Raw genomic sequence first — 18,755 nt, forward strand, 5'->3', positions numbered from 1 at the left:
GCGGATTGTGCCTAGTGCACTACGGCGTTTCACCGTGCACCTTGCCGGGATCGTGGCAATCTAGGCCAAGGGCCCACCCCCGCGCGGCGGACCCCGTTACATCGAGGGGGCGCAATGCCGTTCGAGCCGCAACCGGTGACGGAGTTGACGCAGGAGCTCCGGCTGGCTACGACCATGACGGGTGGCGTCAGCCTGGCCATCTGGATGGCTGGAGTTGCCCGCGAGATCAACTTGCTGGCGCAGGCGTCCCAATGGCGCAGGCGGCGCGGACCTTTCCCTGCCGACAGCCAGCTCCCCGCGGCATCGGCCGAGTCGCTGCGGCTCTACACCGAACTCATCGACCTGCTCGACACCGTCGTGGACGTCGACGTCTTGTCGGGGACGAGTGCCGGCGGCATCGGCGCGGCTCTGCTCGCTTCGTCACGAGCCACGGGTTCCGATCTCGGTGGCCTGCGCGAGCTTTGGCTCGACCTCGGCGCTCTGACCGACCTCTTGCGCGACCCTACAGACAAGAACACACCCTCCCTCTTGTACGGCGACGAGCGCATGTATGCCGCACTGGCGCAGCAGATTCCACAACTCGCGACTGGACCGTTCCCACCCCTGGCGGATGCATTGCCCTCCACCACTCTGTACGTCACCACGACGCTGCTGACCGGCGAGACGAGCAGGTTCACCGACTCCTACGGCACGCTCGTTCAGGATGTGGACCGGCGGGGGATACTCACCTTCACCGAAGCCGACCTCGCCAACGATGACAATTCAGCCGCCCTGGCTTTGGCGGCACGTAGCTCGGCGTCGTTCCCGCTGGCTTTCGAGCCTTCATTCCTCCCATTCACGAACGGCACCCCCAAGAAAGGAGCCGTACCGGCTCGACCACCGATGGCGCCCTACGCCAACATCACTCGCCCACATTGGGCCGCCGACGGCGGCCTGCTCGACAACCAACCCATCGACGTGCTGCTCCAGCGCATCTTCGACCGTCGAGCCCGACGGGCTGTTCGACGGGTGCTGCTGTTCGTCGTGCCGTCGGCCGGACCCGCTCCGGACGTGAAGCAGCAGGCTCCGCAGGACGACGTCAACGAGCCACTCGGGCTGGTCGGCGGGGTGCTCAAGGACCTGGCCGCGGTCACGACGCAGTCGATCGCTGCGGACCTGCGCGCGATCCGGGCCCATCAGGACCGGATGGAAGCGCGGACTGACACCAAACTGCACCTCGCAGAGCTGGGTGCGACGGCGGGATCTCGGCTGCTGAACGCGTCGCTGCTGGCGGACTACCGGAAGCGGGAGGCCGCCAGGCACGCTCAAGCCCTCACCACGGCGTTGTTGCGCCAGCTGAGCACGTGGCTGCCGACCTCGGACGGGACGAGCGAAGGCATTCCAAAACACTGGCAATCCGAGTTGGCGATCGGGGGTGACGCCGAGCGGGTGTGTCGTCGACGGATCACCGACTCCATCCGGCAGCACTGGCCGCAATCAATTCCGGAGACTACGGCCCACCTTGCTCGATACGGCCAACCGGCGTACGACCTCGCGAAAGCATGTGCCATCGCCGTCGCGCGGGCGGCATACCAACTCGCCACGTCCGGTGAACACATGAGCGCGCTGGCCAAACTCACCGAAGATATTCACGCGGCATGCGCGCCGCCCGCGCCGCTCGATCTCGCCGCGCTGGTCCACCAGATATGCACCGAGGACCAGGTGCGGAACGGGTCGCTCGAGAATGCAGCCAACACGCTCGCTGAGCGCTATCTCGACGAGCGCCAGGTGCCAGAAGACGCCTGGGACGGGCTCGGCGCAGCCTTGGTCACCTCCGGCGCGACGATGACAACACTGGCCGGCAGGGAACCCGGTCCGCTGCTGACGTACCTGAAATACCTTGCGCCGCTCCGCGACCCGCAGGACGTGGCGCGAAAGCTGTTCGACCTCGCCACTACCCAGCGGGCGATGCTTCCGGCCGAGGCGGACGTCGAGCAGTCCCTGGAGCTCGTCCAGGTGAGTGCGGATACACGCAGCCTGCTCGCACCGGACTGGAAGACGGCACGGGACAAGCTCACCGGCATGCAGTTTCACCATTTCGGCGCCTTCTACAAACGGTCGTGGCGGGCCAACGACTGGATGTGGGGTCGCCTCGACGGGGCAGGCTGGCTGGTCCACATGGTGCTCGACCCACGCCGGTTGCATTGGATCGCACAGGCGCGTGCCGCCGAATACCAGAACACCGCCGAGACGCAACCCGCAGCGCGTTGGTTTCTCAGCAAGCTCAAAGCACTTGGGAACCTTGACTTTCCGGACTCGGGCAGTCTGACTGAAGCGACGCTGCTGAAGGAGCTGCAATTCCTGGATGTTCCGGGGAATCCATTGCCGCCCAGTATCCCGCTGACCGCGCTGTGGCTGGCACAGGCCTGGCAGCGACGTATCCTCGACGACGAGCTCGACGGACTGGCCAAGGCGGTCGCCGACCCGCAGCCGGGAAAGCGGCCCGACTGGAGCCCGACAAAATCCCGAAGCTGGGCTGAGCAAGTCCTGGCCACGCCCGAGGGAGCTGCGAAGTACAGACTGTTGAATTCCAATCCTGTTGCGAGTGAGACATTTGCGACCGACAAGGGCTCGCCGTTGATGGCGCGAACCGTCACCAAAGCCGCCGCAACAGCATCGGCGGCGGCCGGCTCCATCCGACAGCTCCCCGGTGTGCTGAGGCCCGCGCTGATCACTCTGCGAACCCTGACACTCGCCGGATATCGGGTGGTGTCGTTGACCAAAGGTGTGGCCAAGGCGACGATCGTTGCCGGCGCGGTGCTGCTGATTCTGGGCATCGCGGCCGCGATTCAATCCTCAGGACAGGTTGGGGCAGTCGGGTTGATCGTCGCCGGGGTTGGCGGCTACCTGATCGTCTTGGGGACCTGGCAGCGTTCCAGCAGAACGCTTTTCGCATTGTTGTGCTTCACGCTTGCCGGTGCGGTATTGGCGCTCACAACGTACTCGGTACGCACCTGGCTGTTCGGCGCGGACAAGGATCATCCCGGCCTGGTCGGCACGCACGTTTACTGGCTCGGCACCCAGTGGTGGCATCCGCTGATCGTCGTCGGCGCGATCGCGCTGGCTCTCGGTTTGACTGCGGTCGCCAATCCACGCCGAAAGTGACTGTGCGCCAAGCTCACGACGGCGCGCACAACGCCGTTGCCATCGGCTCCGCTTCTGCCGTCGGGAAGCCTTGCTGTGAAATCGCTTTCACGTAGTCGGTGATCGCTGCCACCGCCGCTACCCCTTCGGGGTTGGTCGGATCGCACGGCTCGGCGAACATCACTCGAAAGAGCCCCGGCCGGTCCAGGGCGAACTGGACATAAGCGACTGCGATTTCGGCGAGGTCGTCGGCCGTACGCGGCGAGGCGCGCACTACGGCCAGTGCTTACGTTTAGTTCCTACTGTTAGCAGCGCGCCGAGTTAGCGTTGCTAACGTCCAGAAGGGAAGTTCTCATGTCGAAAGGTCCAGCACCGGCTGAGTTGTTCATGCCAATCCAGCTGCGACTCGGTGTCAGCCCGGCATTTGCGCTGATCACCGACCAGCGTGTGCAGCGTCGCGCCCTGCGCAGCGACTCACGATGGCTCACGTCGAAAGAGGCAAAGGCGTCAACGCACCCGAAGTCGGCGTCGCCGGATAAGCGCTAAGTTCACCAGAGCACCCGGCAGAATTCGAAGACAACACGATCAGCGGAGATACAGATGTCCACTAGCTCACCACGAACGATTGTGATCACCGGTGCGAGTGACGGCATCGGTGCCGTAGCCGCACGAGCCCTGGCGGGCCCCTCAGTCGACCTCGTTGTCGTCGGCCGGTCCGCCCAAAAACTCGCCGCGGTTGCCGCCGACACCGGGGCCACTGCACTGACCGCCGACTTCGCACGCCTCGACGACGTCCGCGCACTCGCCGAACAGATCCGCGAGCATGCCGGCAAGATCGACGTTCTGATGAACAACGCGGGCGGCACATTCGCACCGAAGCTACGGACGCCCGACGGCCACGAACCCAACTTCCAGATCAACCACCTGGCGCCGTTCCTGCTCACCAACCTGCTGCACGACCGGCTCGCCGCGGCCGATAGCGCATTCGTGCTGAACACCTCGAGCGTCGCCAATCTCTTTGGCCGGATCGACCTTGGCGACCTTGACTATCACCGGCGCCATGCGTTCGAGACGCGTGCATACGCATCCAGCAAACTCATGAACATTCTATTCACCCGCGGCATCGCCAAACGGTGGTCCGACGACGGAATCGTCTCGGCCGCAGTACATCCCGGCCCCGCCGCGTCGAGCTTCGGTAGAGACTCACGCTTCGTCGGGCTGCTGTATCGCACCCCGCTGCGCCACCTCGGAACGATCACCCCCGAGCAGGGAGCCGCGCCGCTGATCGCGCTGGCTGAACGCGGCGCCGACCCCGCTGTCAACGGCGTCTACTTCCACCGCCACCGCGCCCGAGGCCCCGAGGCCCGGCAAGCCCACGATCCAGAGCTTATCGACGAATTATGGACAATCTCCGCCGATCTCGTCGGACTCGACTAAAGCGATTCAGCGTGAGGACAAATTGAAAGAGGCCGGCGTCGAGTATTCCAAGGCACTGCTTGCCCTGCGGCCCTACGTCGTCGTCGACGGGAACCCCTACACCGGACAGAACCCACAGTCCTCGGAAGAAACTGGCTGAGCGCCTCGTCACCGACGTCAGCGCCGCATCCGAAAAGTGAGCTGAACGACGAAATCGGTGCAGAGCCGCGACGAAGCCCCCCTCACATGGGCCAGCCGCCCTCGGGCGCATAGCGAAAGGCGGCGGCCGGGGGCAGTGGGCGTCGTTCGCCGGTCGCGATCGCGTCGATGATAAGGGCCACGTAGCGTCGCCACCCTTCGCTGCCCAGATCCATGGTCCAGAGCACGCTATGAAGCATCGCGATGAGACGTGGCAAGTCGTCGCCGACCAGGTCGGCACGGACCGAACCGGCTTGCTGGGCTCGGCGGGCAAGCTCGTCCAGTGCATCGTCCAGCGATGTCGAGATGTCGGGGGTCAGCGAACCGGACCGGTACGCGGCGGTCAGCAAGTTGTGCTCGCGGGCGCCGAGCGATATTGCGGCTTCGATCAACTGGGCCAGACCGTGCAATGGGTCTGCATTGCGCAGCGCATCCTCGATCGCCGGGGTGAGATCCTCGGCGATGCTCTGATCCAGGGCAGCGCGGACGAGGTCGCCCTTGGTGGGAAACCGGCGGTACAACGTTCGTTCCGCGACACCGGCGCGGCGGGCGACGGCCTCTACCGATGCCTCCGCGCCCGACTCCGCGTAGACAGCGCGCGCCGCGCGCAAAATCCGCTGCGCATTGCGCGCAGCATCGGCGCGCAACGGGCGGTCGGCAACGGCGGACACCGTGCCAGGCTAACTGACGGTTGACGGGCCGTCAGGCGGGTTCTACGCTCGACTAATTGACAGCTATCTGCCACTTAACCGGAAACAGCGCTGATGACAACAACTTCCGAGACTTCCGCTGCACCGCCGGAGCTGCCCGTCATACCAGTCCCGCGTGATGCGCAGTGCCCACTGAAACCCCCCGCCGAATTCGCGGATTGGCGACACGAGGCGGGGCTTCGGCGCGTGATGTACCACGGCAAGGCGACCTGGATGGTGAGCCGCTACCAGGACATCCGAGCTGCGCTGGTGGATCCGCGCCTGTCCGCGGACACGATCCCTGCCGCCATCAAGCCGTCGGGGTCGGGCGAGCGCGCGCCGGTGATGTTCGCACGCGTCGACGACCCCGAGCATCATCGGTTGCGGCGCATGGTGACCGGCAGCTTCACCTTCCGGCGTGCCGAGGGGATGCGGCCGCAGATTCAGGAATTGGTCGACCACTATCTCGACGAGATGATCGCCATCGGACCGCCCGCCGACCTGGTGCGGCACTTTGGCTTGCCGGTGCCGTCCATGGTGATCGCGCTGCTTTTGGGCGTACCGCCTGAAGACCTCGAGCTCTTCCAGCACCAGACGACGGTCGGATTGGACACCAGGTCCACCGACGAGGAAAGAGCGGCCGCCTTCGGAGCGATGTATGCCTATATCCAGGAGTTGGTGCAGCGCAAAGAGCGCGAACCCGGTGACGACCTCATCAGCCGTCTGGCTACCGAATACATCGCGACGGGCCAGCTCGACCATGAAACCGCAGCGATGACGAGCGTCATCATGATGCAGGCCGGCCACGAAACCACTGCCAACATGATTTCGTTGGGAACCGTTGCGCTGCTGCAACATCCGGACGTATACCGGCGGCTCGGCCAGACCGACGATGCGACCGTGATCGCCAACGTCGTCGAAGAGCTGATGCGCTACCTCTCCATCGTGCACAGCCAGGTCGACCGGGTCGCGACCGAAGACCTCACCCTGGGCGGTCAACTGATCCGAGCCGGGGACTGGGTCTTGATGAATCTGCCCGCCGGAAACTGGGACGCCGAATTCGTCGAGAACCCCGAAGTGTTCGATGCCGACCGAAACCCGCGCGGGCACTTGGGTTTCGGCTACGGTGTGCACCAATGCATCGGCCAGAACCTCGCGCGAGTCGAGATGCAGATCGCATTCGCCACGCTGGCGCGGCGACTACCTGGACTGAAATTGGCCGTCGAACTGGATCAGCTGAGGTTCAAGGAAGCCGACATCTACGGCATGAAGGAACTGCCGGTCAGCTGGTAAACCTCTGGATCGGAAAGTCAACGCCACCTTGGAGATTCAGTGACAGCGAGCGAGCACCTGCGGTTCGACGAGCAGGTTGCCGTGGTCACCGGCGCCGGCGGCGGCTTGGGGCAACAGTATGCGCTGCTACTTGCCTCGCGCGGTGCGCGCATCGTCGTCAACGACACCGGCGGCTCAGTCTCCGGTGATGGTTCGAACGTCGAAGCCGCGAGCGTCGTCGCCGCAGAGATTCGCCAACTCGGCGGTGACGCCGTTGCCGACACCCACAGCGTGACCAGCCCGGAAGGTGGAAAGGCGGTCATCGAAGCCGCGCTCCGCACTTGGGGACGCGTGGACATCGTGATCAACAACGCGGGCATCGTCCGCGACTCACCGTTCCAGGACATGACCGCTGACCGGCTCGAACCCGTCTTGGATGTGCACCTGCGCGGCGCATTCCATGTCAGCAGGCCGGCCTGGAACGTGATGCGCGAGCAGCGCTACGGCCGGATACTCAACACCTGTTCGGCGGCGGGAATCCTTGGCGCCGAACGCATGAGCAACTACGGCGCGGCCAAGACCGGGTTGATCGGCTTGACCCGCGTGTTGGCCGCCGAGGGCGCCGAGTACGGCATCAAAGTCAATGCGATAGCGCCGATCGCCTACACCCGGATGTTGACGCACTCCATCGAGGGAGCCGGTCAGCCCGACGACGCATCGGAGCGGGCCGTATTGGACGAGCTGGTAAGCCAATACCTGCAGAGGCTCGACCCCGCCCGGGTCGCGGCGGTGGTGGCTTTCCTGACACACCGCGATTGTCCGGTCTCCGGCGAGATCTACACCGCCGGCGCCGGACACGTCGGGCGCTTCTTCATCGCCAGGACGAAAGGTTTCTACAGTCCTGGGTTGTCCGTCGAAGATGTCCGCGACCATTTCACGGAAATCCGCGACGAGGCGGACTACACCGTGCCCGGCGGACCAGCCGACGAAATGAGCGCCCTCTTCGCGACGATCATGGCGGGGCCGCCATAATTTGGATATGCATGGGCCAGTGAATTGTCGTACATATTTCGTTGCAAGTCCCACCGGCGGCATATTTCTAATAACTCGCCGAATGGTAGCCGCAAATTTTGATTGGTCGCGATCAGCCATTGCCGGCACCGCCAAACGGTCGTACAGTCTTGTCGCCGGCGGTACGCCGGAGGCCTACTGTGACGCATTCGTGACCGGCCGATCCGGACACTTACGTGGAAGCCACCACAAGGTAAGAATGTGCTGGTAGAAGCCAGAAATCGCCGTGAGATCAGGCACAATCCGCCCGCTCGGCCCGGTTGGGTTGAAAATCTTGATGGCGGCATTCACAGCAAGCTGCCGCATACTTGACGTCATGCAACAAGCGACATCACCGCAAACCGCATATGCGGTAATCGGTGATGCGTGCTGCGTAATTGGGCGAGGTTTATGATGGGCCGCCCTGCCCACCTGAAGCGCCATCGTGCCGTTCGTCAGCCCTCGCGATTCCGCAAGGGGGTTACCCGCGGCGTCATGACGCTGGTGTCATTGGTGGCGGTGCTGGTCACCGGTGCCGGCTATTGGGTGGCCCATGGCGCGCTGGGTGGCATCACCATTTCCGAAGCTCTCCGGCCCGACGATCCGCGGTCCAGCGGCAACCAGATGAACATCCTGCTGATCGGGCTGGACTCCCGCAAAGACCAGGACGGCAACGACCTGCCGTCATCGATCCTGCGGCAGCTGCATGCGGGCGATTCCGACGACGGCGGCTACAACACCAACACGCTGATATTGGTGCACGTCGGCGCCGACGGCAAAGTTGTCGCCTTCTCGATCCCCCGCGACGACTGGGTGCCGTTCAACGGAGTTCCCGGATACAACCACATCAAGATCAAAGAGGCCTACGGGCTCACCAAGCAATACGTTGCACAGAAGCTCGCCAACCAGGGCACCAGCAGCCGCAAGGAACTCGAGAGTAAGGGCCGCGAGGCCGGGCGGGCCGCGACCCTGCGCGCGGTGCGCAGCCTGACCGGCGTTCCGATCGACTATTTCGCCGAGGTCAATCTGGCCGGTTTCTACGATTTGGCCCAGACGCTGGGCGGCGTCGACGTCTGTCTGAACCACGCCGTCTACGACTCCTATTCCGGAGCCAATTTTCCCGCCGGACGGCAACGGTTGAACGCGTCGCAGGCGCTGGCGTTCGTCCGGCAACGTCACGGCCTGGAAAACGGCGATTTGGACCGAACCCACCGGCAGCAGGCGTTCCTGTCGTCGGTCATGCGGGAGCTTCAGGACTCAGGCACCTTCACCAACCTGGACAGGCTGAACAGCCTGATGGCGGTGGCGCGTAAGGACGTCGTGCTGTCGGGCGGCTGGGACCAGGACCTCTTTCGCCGAATGGGCGACCTGGCAGGGGGCAACAACGTGGAGTTTCGGACGCTGCCGGTGGTCCGCTACGACAACATCGACGGCCAGGACGTCAACATCGTCGACCCGGCCGCGATCAAGGCGGAGGTGGCCGCGGCGATCGGCGCCGCCCCGCCGGTACCCGCCACCACGACCACGGTCAGCAAGCCCGACCCGTCCACCGTCGTCGACGTAATCAACTCCGGCAGCCTGACCGGCCTGGCCAGCGAGGTGTCGCGCACGCTCAAGAAGCAGGGCTACACCATGGGCCAGGTCCGCGATCGCAATTCTGGCGAGCCGACGGCCACCACGATCACGTACGGCGCCGGCGCAGACACCGACGCGCGCAATGTGGCGACGCTGCTCGGCATCGACCCTCCCAAGCAGGCCGATCCCACCCTCGCGCCAGGACACATTCAAGTCGTCGTGGACACCAACTTCTCGCTGCCCGCACTCGACGAGACCACCACCACCACGACGACGACCACAACGACCACCCGGACCAGCACCTATGGGTCTTACGGCTATACCACCAGCACCTACCCGACGCCCGATCGAGGAAAACCGATCGACGGTGGCGGCGTGCCCTGCGTCAACTAGTTGATGCCGGGTCACCTTCCTCTGCCGAGCAGACGCAAAATCGCCCATTTTCGGCACGAAATAGGCGATTTTGCGTCTGCTCGGCATTCCAACTAGGCGTGCGTTCCGCCGTCTATCCGGATCTCGGTCCCGGTGATGAACGCGCCGTCCTCGGACACCAGCATGGCGATCACGCCCGCGACGGCCGACGGATCGGCCATCGCGGCGCCGCTGGATGTCGCCGTGGTGGGCAGGATCGGCGCCAGCCTGGCAAACAGCGACCAGTCGGCGTCTTTCGGAATGTATCCCCCGGTGGCATCGGTGATGCCGGACTTGATGCTGCCCGGCGCCACGCACACCGCCCGCAACCCATCGCGGGCGTATTCGAGTGCCAACGCATGGGTGAAGGACTGGATCCCACCCTTGCTGGCGGCGTAGGCCGCCATGTACGGGTGCGCGAAGGAAGCCGACGTAGAGCTGAAGTTCACAATCGTGCTGCGGAGATTTCCCAATAGCGTCGGCAGCGCTTCGCGCACCACCAGAAAGGTGCCGGTCAAATTGACGGCGATGATCTGATTCCACTCGTCGATGCTGGTCTGGTGAGTGTGTATCGCCCGCAACATACCGGCCGCATTGACCACCGAATCCAGCCCGCCAAGCGCTTGGACGGCGAAGGACACGCCGTCGATCACCGACTGCTCATCAGCAACGTTCATCTCGCGCGTGGTGAGCCGGTCACCGGTCCCCGTCTCCTCGGCTCGGGCCCGCGTCTTGGCCAATCCGTCCGCGGCGATGTCGGCGGCCACCACTGCAGCGCCCTCGTCCAGCAGGCGCAGCGAAGTCGCCTGGCCGATACCGGATCCAGCCCCGGTCACCAGGATCCGATTGCCTTCCAACCGCTTCATGTCATCTCCCATCAGCTCACCGGCCCATAACGTATTGCACCGCCGGCCGGACTGTACAGGTCCCAGCCGAAACCGTCTGCGCCGGACAGGTATTCGAGCGGCCCGCGTAGTGATGAGAGGGACAGACGAATGGCTTCCCGTTGCTCGATGTGACGGCAATCGCGGTGTCCACAAGCATCACTCGATCGTCGAGCTCATCGCGGCACCGAAGCCTCCGGACCCATTCCACCCGCCCGGCGATGCCTGCGCCCGAGCACCTGCTCGTAGCCACTGCGCGCTGCGTGCACCAGCGCGGGCAGCAAGGGGGTCAGGATGATCAGGAAAAACACGATCACAGGAGCATATTGCATGGTTTCGCTCACACTTCACCGCAATGCGGACAGTTCGAATTAAGCAGTCCAGGAACGTTTTCCGGACCTAAACAGCTTCACCCAGACGAGGCGCCAGTGAGACTCGTTTTCCCGTTCAGCAGGACGGTTTCGATGTCCCTGCGGTCGCGTGGAGAGGCATGATCACCCAAAGCGCCCTTTCTTCAAGAGCTTTCGTGATCGGTCGGGGGACCTACAGGCGGCTGAACCGGAATCCGGCCCACGCTGGCACCACCGTCGACAGCGAGGTCAGCGCCGGTGACATAAGACGAACTATCCGAGGCGAGGAAGGCGACCAGCGCGGCGACTTCCTCCGGCGCACCGACCCGGCCCAACGGCGCCCCCGGGTGGCTGCCGGGTCCCCGGTGGACGTTGAGGTGCTCGATCATCGGTGTATCGATCATCCCGGGATACACGGTGTTCACCCGTATTCCGAACTGTCCCAACTCAATAGACGCCACCTTGGTCAGGCCGCGAAGGCCCCATTTGGACGATCCATAGGCACCGTAGCCCGAGAGGCCCTGCAGAGCGGCCTGGGAGGAGATGTTGACAATGGAGCCTCCGCCCGCGGCCTTCATGGGCTCGGTGACGGCTTTGATACCCAGGAAGGGTCCGATCAGGTTGACGCGCAGCATTTGCTCGAACTCGTCGACGCCCTGATCCACAAGCGGCGTCGCAGCGCAGATCGCCGCGTTGTTCACCAGCACATCGAGACGGCCGAACTCGTTGCGCGCGAACGCAACTACCTCCGTCCAGTGGTCCGGACTACTGACGTCATGACGGATGAACCGTGCCGTTGCACCGATCGACGATGCGACTTCTCGACCCGCGTCCTCGAGTATGTCGGTGACAACCACATGGGCGCCCAGCGACGCAAACAACCGGGCTTCCGCAGCCCCCTGGCCGCGGGCGGCGCCGGTGATGATCGCGACTTTCCCTGACAGGTCGGCAAGTTGGCTGGCCATGATCAATCGGCGCCCATGCCGACGGCGACCAGCGTGGCGGCGTTCATCATCGTGTTCGTCAGCTGCACATCAATTTCCTTAGCAATCGAGATGTCGCGCCCAACCCTATAACCGTCTCCGGAGGAGTCGCCGGCGCTATCCCGATGAATGAGATATCGCTTCACCGGCGGTGGCGTGAAGCTCTAGCGTGCGTCGGGAGATCGAGGCGTATCCACCACCGGGTGGCTGGCGGCCCGTCGAGGAGGCTTGGTGAAGATCGAACCGTCGCGCTCCACTTGTACGGCAAGAGCGCCGGTCAACCGTGGATTGCTCGACGAGGCGGCGCTGGCCTTCGTACGCAGCCGCCAGCCGAAGACGCCGCCAGTCGCGGCAGGACAAACGCGTGCCGAACTCGCAACGGCGTCAGGCCTGTTCGACAACCAGGGATGGTCGACCAGTCCCGTTACTTACCATCGCCGGCCGCCCGCTCTGCTTGACGGCGAGGTGACCGCCCCGCAGACATATTCGTGGCCTCGCCCCCATGAATCGGTCACGTTCCCGTCCGGATTCCAACCGCGAAGCATCGAACCGGGCGCCGATAGGTGGCCCCGGAACACCTGCAACGACACCGTATTCGTGCGTCTGCTACGCCATCACACGACGGTCCGGCCGTGGGTGGTATGCCTGCATGGCTTCGGGATGAATGCATCCCGGTTCGACCTGACCCCGCTGTGGGCGAATCATCTTCACCTGAAGGGCGGTTTCAATGTGGCTGTGCCCGCGTTGCCCTTCCACGGGCCGCGCAGATTGCCCGATTCCGGCCAGCTGCTGTCGTTGGATTTGGTGACGACGTTGCACGGGATCAGTCAGGCGATCTGGGACATCCGCCGTCTGGTCCACTGGCTCTATCAGATCGGCGGGACGGCGGTCGGCGTGTACGGCCTTTCACTCGGGGGCTATCTCGCGACCCTGCTGTCCGGAGTAGAACCGGTTGAGTGCGTCGTGGCGGGTGTCCCGTTCACCGATGTGCTCGGGTTGATGGCGCACCACCACCCGCCGCCGGAGTACCTGGGCATACTGCGCGACGACACGGCCGCCACCGCGTTCCGGGTCGTGTCCCCGCTAGAGGTTTCACCAGTGGTGCAACGGCGGGCGGTCTTCGCCGGTCGCGCCGACCGGTTCATTCCGACCACCCAATCGGCAGCGCTGGCACAGGTGTGGCCGCAATCCACGGTTCGTTGGTACAACGGTGGGCATATCGGCTATATCTGGTCGCGGGAAGCCAAGGCATTCGTCACCGGCTTCTTGCAGGATGCGCTATGTTCGCGTGGCCGATCGTGACCCGCTCGGCCGCAACTCGGCCGCTCGGTATCGAGCCTGCGGCCACGGCTACTCGAAGCGCGAAATCCACGCTCTGGACGCAGGATCGGCGATCTGTACGCAGGATCGACGGCGGGGCCGAGACGGTGATATCCGCATCGCTGGAGGCGACGACGCCAACGTGCCGCCGCGGGCCCATGCCGTCGAACATATGAGAGCAGCTAGACCACTCCGCGCAGCCCGTCGGCGCCGAACGCGGGTTCCAGCATTGCGGAAAAGTCCGGGCCGCGTCGCAACATGTGCCCACCGTCGACGTTGATGCATTGTCCGGTGATCCAGCTCGCCGCGTCGCTCAGCAGGAACATGGCCAGGTTGGCAACATCCTCCACCTCACCCGGTCGCGGCAGCGGCGTGCAGCTGGCGTAGTCGGAGCTCAGCTCCGGCGACTCAGTAATGGGCGCAACGAGTTCGGTGCGGATCAAACCCGGACGGATGCTGTTGACCCGCACCCACGACGCACCGAGCTCGTCGGCGGCCAATTGCATCATGTGGTCGACGGCCGACTTGGTGACACCGTAGGCGCCGAACCAGCGGTGGGTGTTGCTGGCCGCGATCGACGAGATGCCGACGAACGAACCGCCGCCGCCGCGCACCAGTTCACGCGCGGCGTGCTTGAGCACGTACATGGTGCCGTTGACGTTGAGGTCGACGGTGCGTCGCCATGCCTGCGAATCGATCTGGGTGATCGGCCCGATGGTCTCCGACCCGCCAGCGCAATGCACCACGCCGTGCAGCCGCCCGTGCCACGCGGTCGCGGCGTCGACCGCTCGGGCGGCCTCTTCCTCTTTCGTGATGTCGGCAGGCTCATAGCGAATGGAACCCTCGGCCCCTAGTGCCTCGATGTCCTTGACAGCGCCCGCCAGCCGATCCGGGTTGCGGCCGACGATCATGACCGACGCGCCAGCAGCGACGAGTGCGCCGGCCACTCCTTTGCCGATTCCGCTGCCACCGCCGGTGACCAGGTACGTCCGGTCTTCAAATGAAAGCTGCATTAGAGCCCCTCTCTCCCTCGCGAGCAGACGCAAAAGCACCACATTCGAGCCGGAATTGGGTGCTTTTGCGTCTGCTCGCGGTGCTAAATCTACGGGGTGTCCCGGCGAGCCACTTTGGTCGGCTTGGCTGTACGCCAGTCCTCGACGTCTGGCGGCAGGCCAACCGGAAACCTGTTCTCGTTGTGGGCGGCCCAGTGGGCGTGACCCAGCTCGTGAACATGAAAGGCGTGCCGTAGCGCCTCGGTGAATCCCATTGCGTCGGAGGCGGCGTTCACCGAGGCCTTGACCAATAGCGCTGCCATCGTGGGCCGTTCGGCGATGCGCCGGGCGAACTGCAGAGTCTTTTCCTCCAGCTCGTCGACCGGGAAGACCTTGGACACCATGCCAAGTCGATAAGCCTCGTCCGCGTCCAGCGAATCACCGGTCAGCAGCAGCTCTTTGGCTTTGCGAGGGCCGAATTCCCAAGGGTGTGCATAGTATTCGACGCCCGGCATGCCCAGCCGTACCGCGACCACGTCACTGAACTTCGCATTGTCGGCCGCGACGATCAGATCGCAAGCCCAGATCAGCATCAGGCCCGCCGAAATCGCGTTGCCCTGTACCTGCGCGATGGTGATCTTGCGCAGATCGCGCCAGCGGCAGGTGTTTTCGAAGAAGAAATGCCACTCCTGGTGATACAGCTTTTCGATGATCGGATCGAGGGTGGCCCCGTGCGACCGGAACGTCGGATGCTGATTGGGCCCAGGTTTGCGCTCCAGCAACGCCGCTTCCGAGCCGAGGTCGTGGCCGGCAGAGAAGTTCCTGCCGCGAGCCGCGAGGATCACCACCCGCACGGTGTCGTCAGCCTCGGCGCGAGCAAACGCCTCGTCGAGCTGGACCAGCAGGGTGCGGTTCTGCGCGTTGTGCTCGTCGGGGCGGTTGAGCCAGATCCGGGCGATGCGGCCGTCGTCGAGGGTTTCGTAGACCACCGGCCCATCAGCGTTGTCGCCGGCTGCGCTGGATGCAGCCTCGGTGCCGGCCTTGTCGGAGAGTGTCATGTTTACACATTACGGCCGGTGTGTAAGCGATTTCCCGCCGGGTTGGTGACCGATCGATGACCGAGCGGCAGCAACCGATGGTCGCGGGTAAAGGCCAAGCGCACCATGCCGATGCCGACCACGACGGTGGTGGCCGCGACCGAGCCGAGGATGAGGAACATCACCACCGCCTGTACCAACACGGCCTGCACCGGCGGCACACCGGCGAGGATGAGTCCGGTCATGGCGCCCGGCAGGAACACCAGGCCGGTGGCTTTGGTCGTTTCGATCTGCGGAGAGATCGCCGACCGCAATGCGATCCGCAAGTAGGGGGCGGCGGCCTGGCGAGACGGTTGGCCGAGGGCGAGCCGGGCTTCGACCTCTTCGCGTTTGTCTCGTAGCTCGTCGATCAGCCGCCGGGCCACCAGCACCGTGGCGGTCATCGAGTTGCCGATCATCATCCCGGCGATCGGCACCAGGGTCCGGGCCTGCAGCGGGAACACCCGCAGCCCGAAGAGCGCGCCCAGCGTGATTGCCGACGCGGCGGTGAACGCGACAATGGTCAGTGGCGCCAGCCGAGGCACCTCCGGTGCCCGTCGGCGCGCGACGTCCCCGGCGTAGACGATCATGGCCGCCGTCCACAGCCACGACCACCACAGCGAACGGCCAGGGGCCAGCAGCAATGTCAAGGCCCCTCCCACCAGCAGCAACTGGGCCAGAGCACGCGCCGCCGCCCACAGCACCTGCCGCTGAAGACCCAACCGCTGCCACACCGATATCGCCGCCGCGAAAAACACGAGGACCAGCGACGTCGCCAAACCTATCCAGCTGACCGTTCCGTTCACGACGGCACCTGCCCGGTGCAACGGCCCCGCTCGATATGCAGAACCCGGTCCGCGGCCCGTTCGGCCTGGGCCCTGTCGTGGGTGACCCACAGCGCGGGAATCCCGTCGTCGGCCAGCTCGCGTACGGCGCGCTCGATCACCCGGGCGGCTTCGGCGTCCACGGCGGAGGTGGGCTCATCGAGCAGCAACACCTGCGGCTGCGCCATCAGCGTGCGGGCCAGGCAGACACGCTGTGCCTCCCCGCCCGACAGGGCGGTGGCGTCGCGGTCCAGCCATGACTGGGTCCCTGATCCATGTCCCGAGCCAGTCAGAGCCACCCGCTCCAGCGTTTCCCGCATCTGCGCGTCGGACGCCTCCGGCTCGGCGACCCGCAGATTGTCGGCCACGGTGCCGGGAAACGGCGTCGGACGCTGGAAACACATCCCCACCCGGCGGCGCAGCCGCAACGGGTCGATATCGGCAATGTCCTTGCCGCAGAACGACACCCGCCCACTGGTCGGCACGTCCAGTCGATTACACAGTCGCAGCAGGGTCGACTTGCCCGATCCCGACGGACCGAACACCGCGGTCACGCCGCGCCCCGGAATGGCGGCGGTGAACCCGTCCAGCGCTCGCACCCCGTCACGCTCGACGACCACATCGACGAAGGCGAACACCGGGACTTCGTCCATTACGACGCCTCCATCTACCGGGTCGGCCGGGAACCTCAGGGCCTGCGGTAGGCTCTGCGGCGAACTATCGGAACACGATATCGGAGTCCGATTTTATGCCCTGGGGTTCGGCCCGTATGTCATGGCGGCGTCTACCGGATGCGGGGCTCTCCCATGAACGTTGACCGGCGTGACTTCCTCAAGTGGGGTGGCCTGGCGGCCCTCGCCGCCGGTGGTGTCACGGCCGGTTGCTCGCACGGCCCGCAGACCACCAAGGCTGACTACACGTTGCACATCGCTGAAACGGAGTTCGAAGTCGCACGTGGAAAACTCGTCAAGACCACGACCTACAACGGCCAGTTCCCCGGCCCCCTGCTGCGGCTCACCGAAGGCAGGCAGACTTCGGTGGACGTCCACAATGACACCGACACGCCCCAGCAGCTGCACTGGCACGGTCAGCGGCTCCCGGCCGACGTCGACGGCTCCACCGAAGAAGGCACCCCGCTGATCCAGCCGCACGGCATGCGCCGGATCACGTTTGTGCCGGGCCCGTCGGGCTTCCGCTTCTACCACACCCACCTCACTCCGGGCGCCGACTTGACCGGCGGCCAATACGGCGGCCTGGTAGGACCGGTTTACATCGAGCCCAAACGCGATCCCGGCGCCTACGACCGCGAGGTGTTCCTGACACTCAAGGAATTCGGAGCCAAGCTGAGCCAGGAAGCCGACATGCCTACCAGCTTCCTGGCCGGCGACGCGGTCCCGGATCTGCGAGAGCAGGGCGAGCGCGCGATGAACGCCTCGCTGGCCGCGGGCAGCCCGCACGGATACGAGGTCGGCTACGACATCTTCGCCATCAACGGCCACAGCCTCGGCCACGGCGATCCGATCCGGGTGAAGACGGGCGAGCGGGTCCTGCTGCACGTGCTCAACGGCAGCGCCACCGAGAGCCGCAGCCTCGCCCTGCCTGGCCACTCCTTCACGGTCGTGGCACTGGACGGCAACCCGGTGCCCAAGCCCGCCGCGGTGCCGGTGTTGTGGTTGGGAACCGCCGAACGTGTCTCAGCGATCGTGGAAATGAACAGCCCCGGCGTCTGGATCCTCGGCGACGTCTCCGACGAGGACCGCCAGGCCGGCATGGGCATCGTCGTCGAATACGCAGGCCGCACCGGCGAACCGCAATGGGCGCCCCCACCGCCGTTCCAATGGGATTACCGCTTGTTCACCAACGGCGGCACGCCTCCAGCGGCCGATCACGTCATCGACATGCTCATCGAGGAGCGAAACGCCGCCAGCAACGGGTTCAACATCTGGACCATCAATGGCACCCCGTTCTCCATGGAGACCAACCAGCCGGTCCTCGACGTCGTCCACGGGCAGCGTTACCGGCTGCGGTTCCGCAACGCCAGCGACGACATCCATCCGATGCATCTGCACCGGCACATTTTCGAAATCACCCACGTCGCGGGCACGCCGACCGCCGGTATCCGCAAGGACGTGGCCATGCTGGGCAGCTATCAGATCATGGAAGTTGACTTTCTGGCCGACCAGCCCGGTCTGTCGCTGTTGCACTGCCACCAGCAACTACACATGGACTTCGGCTTCATGCGGTTGCTGCGCTGTTCGTAAGGGGTTCCGATGCGGGAATTGCGGGCATTTCAAAGGGCGGCGGTGCGGCTGCACATCCTGCACCACGCCGCCGAAGACGAGGTTCATGGCGCCTGGCTGACCGACGAGCTGAGCCGCCACGGTTACCGCGTCAGCCCCGGAACGTTGTATCCGACCCTGCACCGGCTCGAAGTGGACGGGCTGCTGAAGTCCCGCCGGCAAGTGGTCGACGGCCGCATGCGCCGCGTCTACCGGGCCACCCCGGCCGGGCGTGCGGCACTCACCGAGGATCGCCGCACGCTGCGCGAGCTGGCCCAAGAAGTGCTGGGTAACGAGGCCTAACTGCACGGAC

The 18,755-nt window shown here is 65.0% G+C and carries 19 protein-coding genes; 9 read left to right on the plus strand and 10 right to left on the minus strand.

Annotated elements, in window-relative coordinates; genetic code table 11:
* The first annotated feature begins 114 nt into the window (after positions 1–114).
* Positions 115–3,144 carry a patatin-like protein gene (locus tag A5791_RS06985; protein ID WP_082966790.1) on the plus strand — a complete coding sequence of 1,010 codons (3,030 nt, stop codon included), beginning with the start codon at positions 115–117 and terminating at the stop codon, positions 3,142–3,144.
* Positions 3,145–3,157: 13 nt separating this feature from the next.
* On the opposite strand, the gene A5791_RS06990 is transcribed toward A5791_RS06985, so the two are convergent.
* A complete protein-coding gene (locus A5791_RS06990; protein ID WP_369828023.1) occupies positions 3,158–3,397 on the minus strand; it encodes a TetR-like C-terminal domain-containing protein in 240 nt (79 codons plus the stop codon).
* Positions 3,398–3,477: 80 nt separating this feature from the next.
* Between A5791_RS06990 and A5791_RS06995 the strand changes: the two genes are divergently transcribed.
* On the plus strand, positions 3,478–3,669 hold the full coding sequence (locus tag A5791_RS06995; protein ID WP_067233236.1) for a hypothetical protein: 192 nt from the start codon (positions 3,478–3,480) through the stop codon (positions 3,667–3,669).
* Positions 3,670–3,723: 54 nt separating this feature from the next.
* On the plus strand, positions 3,724–4,560 hold the full coding sequence (locus A5791_RS07000) for an SDR family NAD(P)-dependent oxidoreductase (RefSeq protein ID WP_067233238.1): 837 nt from the start codon (positions 3,724–3,726) through the stop codon (positions 4,558–4,560).
* A 221-nt stretch (positions 4,561–4,781) separates the two neighbouring features.
* Here the strand turns inward: A5791_RS07000 and A5791_RS07005 are convergent, their stop codons facing one another.
* A complete protein-coding gene (locus tag A5791_RS07005; protein WP_067233241.1) occupies positions 4,782–5,408 on the minus strand; it encodes a TetR/AcrR family transcriptional regulator in 627 nt (208 codons plus the stop codon).
* 93 nt (positions 5,409–5,501) lie between these two features.
* Between A5791_RS07005 and A5791_RS07010 the strand changes: the two genes are divergently transcribed.
* From A5791_RS07010 to A5791_RS07020, 3 genes are all read left to right on the plus strand, one after another.
* Complete coding sequence (locus tag A5791_RS07010; protein ID WP_082966792.1) at positions 5,502–6,719, plus strand: cytochrome P450; 1,218 nt, start codon at positions 5,502–5,504, stop codon at positions 6,717–6,719.
* Between the two features lie 39 nt (positions 6,720–6,758).
* On the plus strand, positions 6,759–7,730 hold the full coding sequence (locus A5791_RS07015) for an SDR family NAD(P)-dependent oxidoreductase (protein WP_067233247.1): 972 nt from the start codon (positions 6,759–6,761) through the stop codon (positions 7,728–7,730).
* Positions 7,731–8,159: 429 nt separating this feature from the next.
* Positions 8,160–9,716, plus strand: coding sequence for an LCP family protein (locus tag A5791_RS07020; RefSeq protein ID WP_067233249.1), 1,557 nt, complete (start codon positions 8,160–8,162; stop codon positions 9,714–9,716).
* Positions 9,717–9,808: 92 nt separating this feature from the next.
* Here the strand turns inward: A5791_RS07020 and A5791_RS07025 are convergent, their stop codons facing one another.
* From A5791_RS07025 to A5791_RS26405, 4 genes are all read right to left on the minus strand, one after another.
* Positions 9,809–10,600, minus strand: coding sequence for an SDR family NAD(P)-dependent oxidoreductase (locus A5791_RS07025; RefSeq protein ID WP_067233490.1), 792 nt, complete (start codon positions 10,598–10,600; stop codon positions 9,809–9,811).
* Between the two features lie 194 nt (positions 10,601–10,794).
* The gene (locus A5791_RS26400; protein ID WP_156661045.1) at positions 10,795–10,935 is read right to left on the minus strand and encodes a hypothetical protein; all 141 of its coding nucleotides are present in this window, start codon (positions 10,933–10,935) and stop codon (positions 10,795–10,797) included.
* Positions 10,936–11,132: 197 nt separating this feature from the next.
* Positions 11,133–11,933 (minus strand): glucose 1-dehydrogenase, encoded by an 801-nt coding sequence (locus tag A5791_RS07030; RefSeq protein ID WP_067233252.1) that lies wholly within the window; start codon positions 11,931–11,933, stop codon positions 11,133–11,135.
* 2 nt (positions 11,934–11,935) lie between these two features.
* Positions 11,936–12,097, minus strand: coding sequence for a hypothetical protein (locus tag A5791_RS26405; protein WP_156661046.1), 162 nt, complete (start codon positions 12,095–12,097; stop codon positions 11,936–11,938).
* Positions 12,098–12,182: 85 nt separating this feature from the next.
* Here A5791_RS26405 and A5791_RS07035 point away from each other — a divergent pair, with 85 nt between their 5' ends.
* Positions 12,183–13,253 carry an alpha/beta hydrolase gene (locus A5791_RS07035; RefSeq protein ID WP_231995822.1) on the plus strand — a complete coding sequence of 357 codons (1,071 nt, stop codon included), beginning with the start codon at positions 12,183–12,185 and terminating at the stop codon, positions 13,251–13,253.
* A 200-nt stretch (positions 13,254–13,453) separates the two neighbouring features.
* Here the strand turns inward: A5791_RS07035 and A5791_RS07040 are convergent, their stop codons facing one another.
* From A5791_RS07040 to A5791_RS07055, 4 genes are all read right to left on the minus strand, one after another.
* Positions 13,454–14,284, minus strand: a complete 831-nt coding sequence (locus A5791_RS07040) for an SDR family oxidoreductase (RefSeq protein WP_067233254.1) — start codon at positions 14,282–14,284, stop codon at positions 13,454–13,456.
* Positions 14,285–14,373: 89 nt separating this feature from the next.
* Positions 14,374–15,321 carry an enoyl-CoA hydratase gene (locus A5791_RS07045; protein WP_067233256.1) on the minus strand — a complete coding sequence of 316 codons (948 nt, stop codon included), beginning with the start codon at positions 15,319–15,321 and terminating at the stop codon, positions 14,374–14,376.
* Positions 15,322–15,323: 2 nt separating this feature from the next.
* Positions 15,324–16,145 (minus strand): iron export ABC transporter permease subunit FetB, encoded by an 822-nt coding sequence (fetB, locus tag A5791_RS07050; RefSeq protein WP_067233258.1) that lies wholly within the window; start codon positions 16,143–16,145, stop codon positions 15,324–15,326.
* Positions 16,142–16,816, minus strand: a complete 675-nt coding sequence (locus A5791_RS07055; protein WP_067233260.1) for a phosphate ABC transporter ATP-binding protein — start codon at positions 16,814–16,816, stop codon at positions 16,142–16,144. The genes fetB and A5791_RS07055 overlap by 4 nt, the downstream gene beginning before the upstream one ends.
* Positions 16,817–16,969: 153 nt before the next feature.
* On the opposite strand from A5791_RS07055, the gene A5791_RS07060 reads away from it, so the two are divergent.
* Together A5791_RS07060 and A5791_RS07065 are read left to right on the plus strand one after the other, a co-directional pair.
* Positions 16,970–18,424, plus strand: a complete 1,455-nt coding sequence (locus A5791_RS07060; RefSeq protein ID WP_067233495.1) for a multicopper oxidase family protein — start codon at positions 16,970–16,972, stop codon at positions 18,422–18,424.
* 18 nt (positions 18,425–18,442) lie between these two features.
* Positions 18,443–18,745 (plus strand): PadR family transcriptional regulator, encoded by a 303-nt coding sequence (locus A5791_RS07065; protein ID WP_067233498.1) that lies wholly within the window; start codon positions 18,443–18,445, stop codon positions 18,743–18,745.
* The last annotated feature ends 10 nt before the right edge of the window (positions 18,746–18,755 follow it).

Source organism: Mycobacterium sp. 852002-51163_SCH5372311 (assembly GCF_001667115.1).
GTDB lineage: Bacteria > Actinomycetota > Actinomycetes > Mycobacteriales > Mycobacteriaceae > Mycobacterium.

Coding starts and splice junctions, on each gene's coding strand:
- A5791_RS06985 (WP_082966790.1), top strand. CDS start 115: ATGCCGTTCGAGCCGCAACCGGTGACGGAGTTGACGCAGGAGCTCCGG.
- A5791_RS06995 (WP_067233236.1), top strand. CDS start 3,478: ATGTCGAAAGGTCCAGCACCGGCTGAGTTGTTCATGCCAATCCAGCTG.
- A5791_RS07000 (WP_067233238.1), top strand. CDS start 3,724: ATGTCCACTAGCTCACCACGAACGATTGTGATCACCGGTGCGAGTGAC.
- A5791_RS07010 (WP_082966792.1), top strand. CDS start 5,502: ATGACAACAACTTCCGAGACTTCCGCTGCACCGCCGGAGCTGCCCGTC.
- A5791_RS07020 (WP_067233249.1), top strand. CDS start 8,160: ATGATGGGCCGCCCTGCCCACCTGAAGCGCCATCGTGCCGTTCGTCAG.
- A5791_RS07025 (WP_067233490.1), bottom strand. CDS start 10,600: ATGAAGCGGTTGGAAGGCAATCGGATCCTGGTGACCGGGGCTGGATCC.
- A5791_RS07030 (WP_067233252.1), bottom strand. CDS start 11,933: ATGGCCAGCCAACTTGCCGACCTGTCAGGGAAAGTCGCGATCATCACC.
- A5791_RS07040 (WP_067233254.1), bottom strand. CDS start 14,284: ATGCAGCTTTCATTTGAAGACCGGACGTACCTGGTCACCGGCGGTGGC.
- A5791_RS07045 (WP_067233256.1), bottom strand. CDS start 15,321: ATGACACTCTCCGACAAGGCCGGCACCGAGGCTGCATCCAGCGCAGCC.
- A5791_RS07055 (WP_067233260.1), bottom strand. CDS start 16,816: ATGGACGAAGTCCCGGTGTTCGCCTTCGTCGATGTGGTCGTCGAGCGT.
- A5791_RS07060 (WP_067233495.1), top strand. CDS start 16,970: ATGAACGTTGACCGGCGTGACTTCCTCAAGTGGGGTGGCCTGGCGGCC.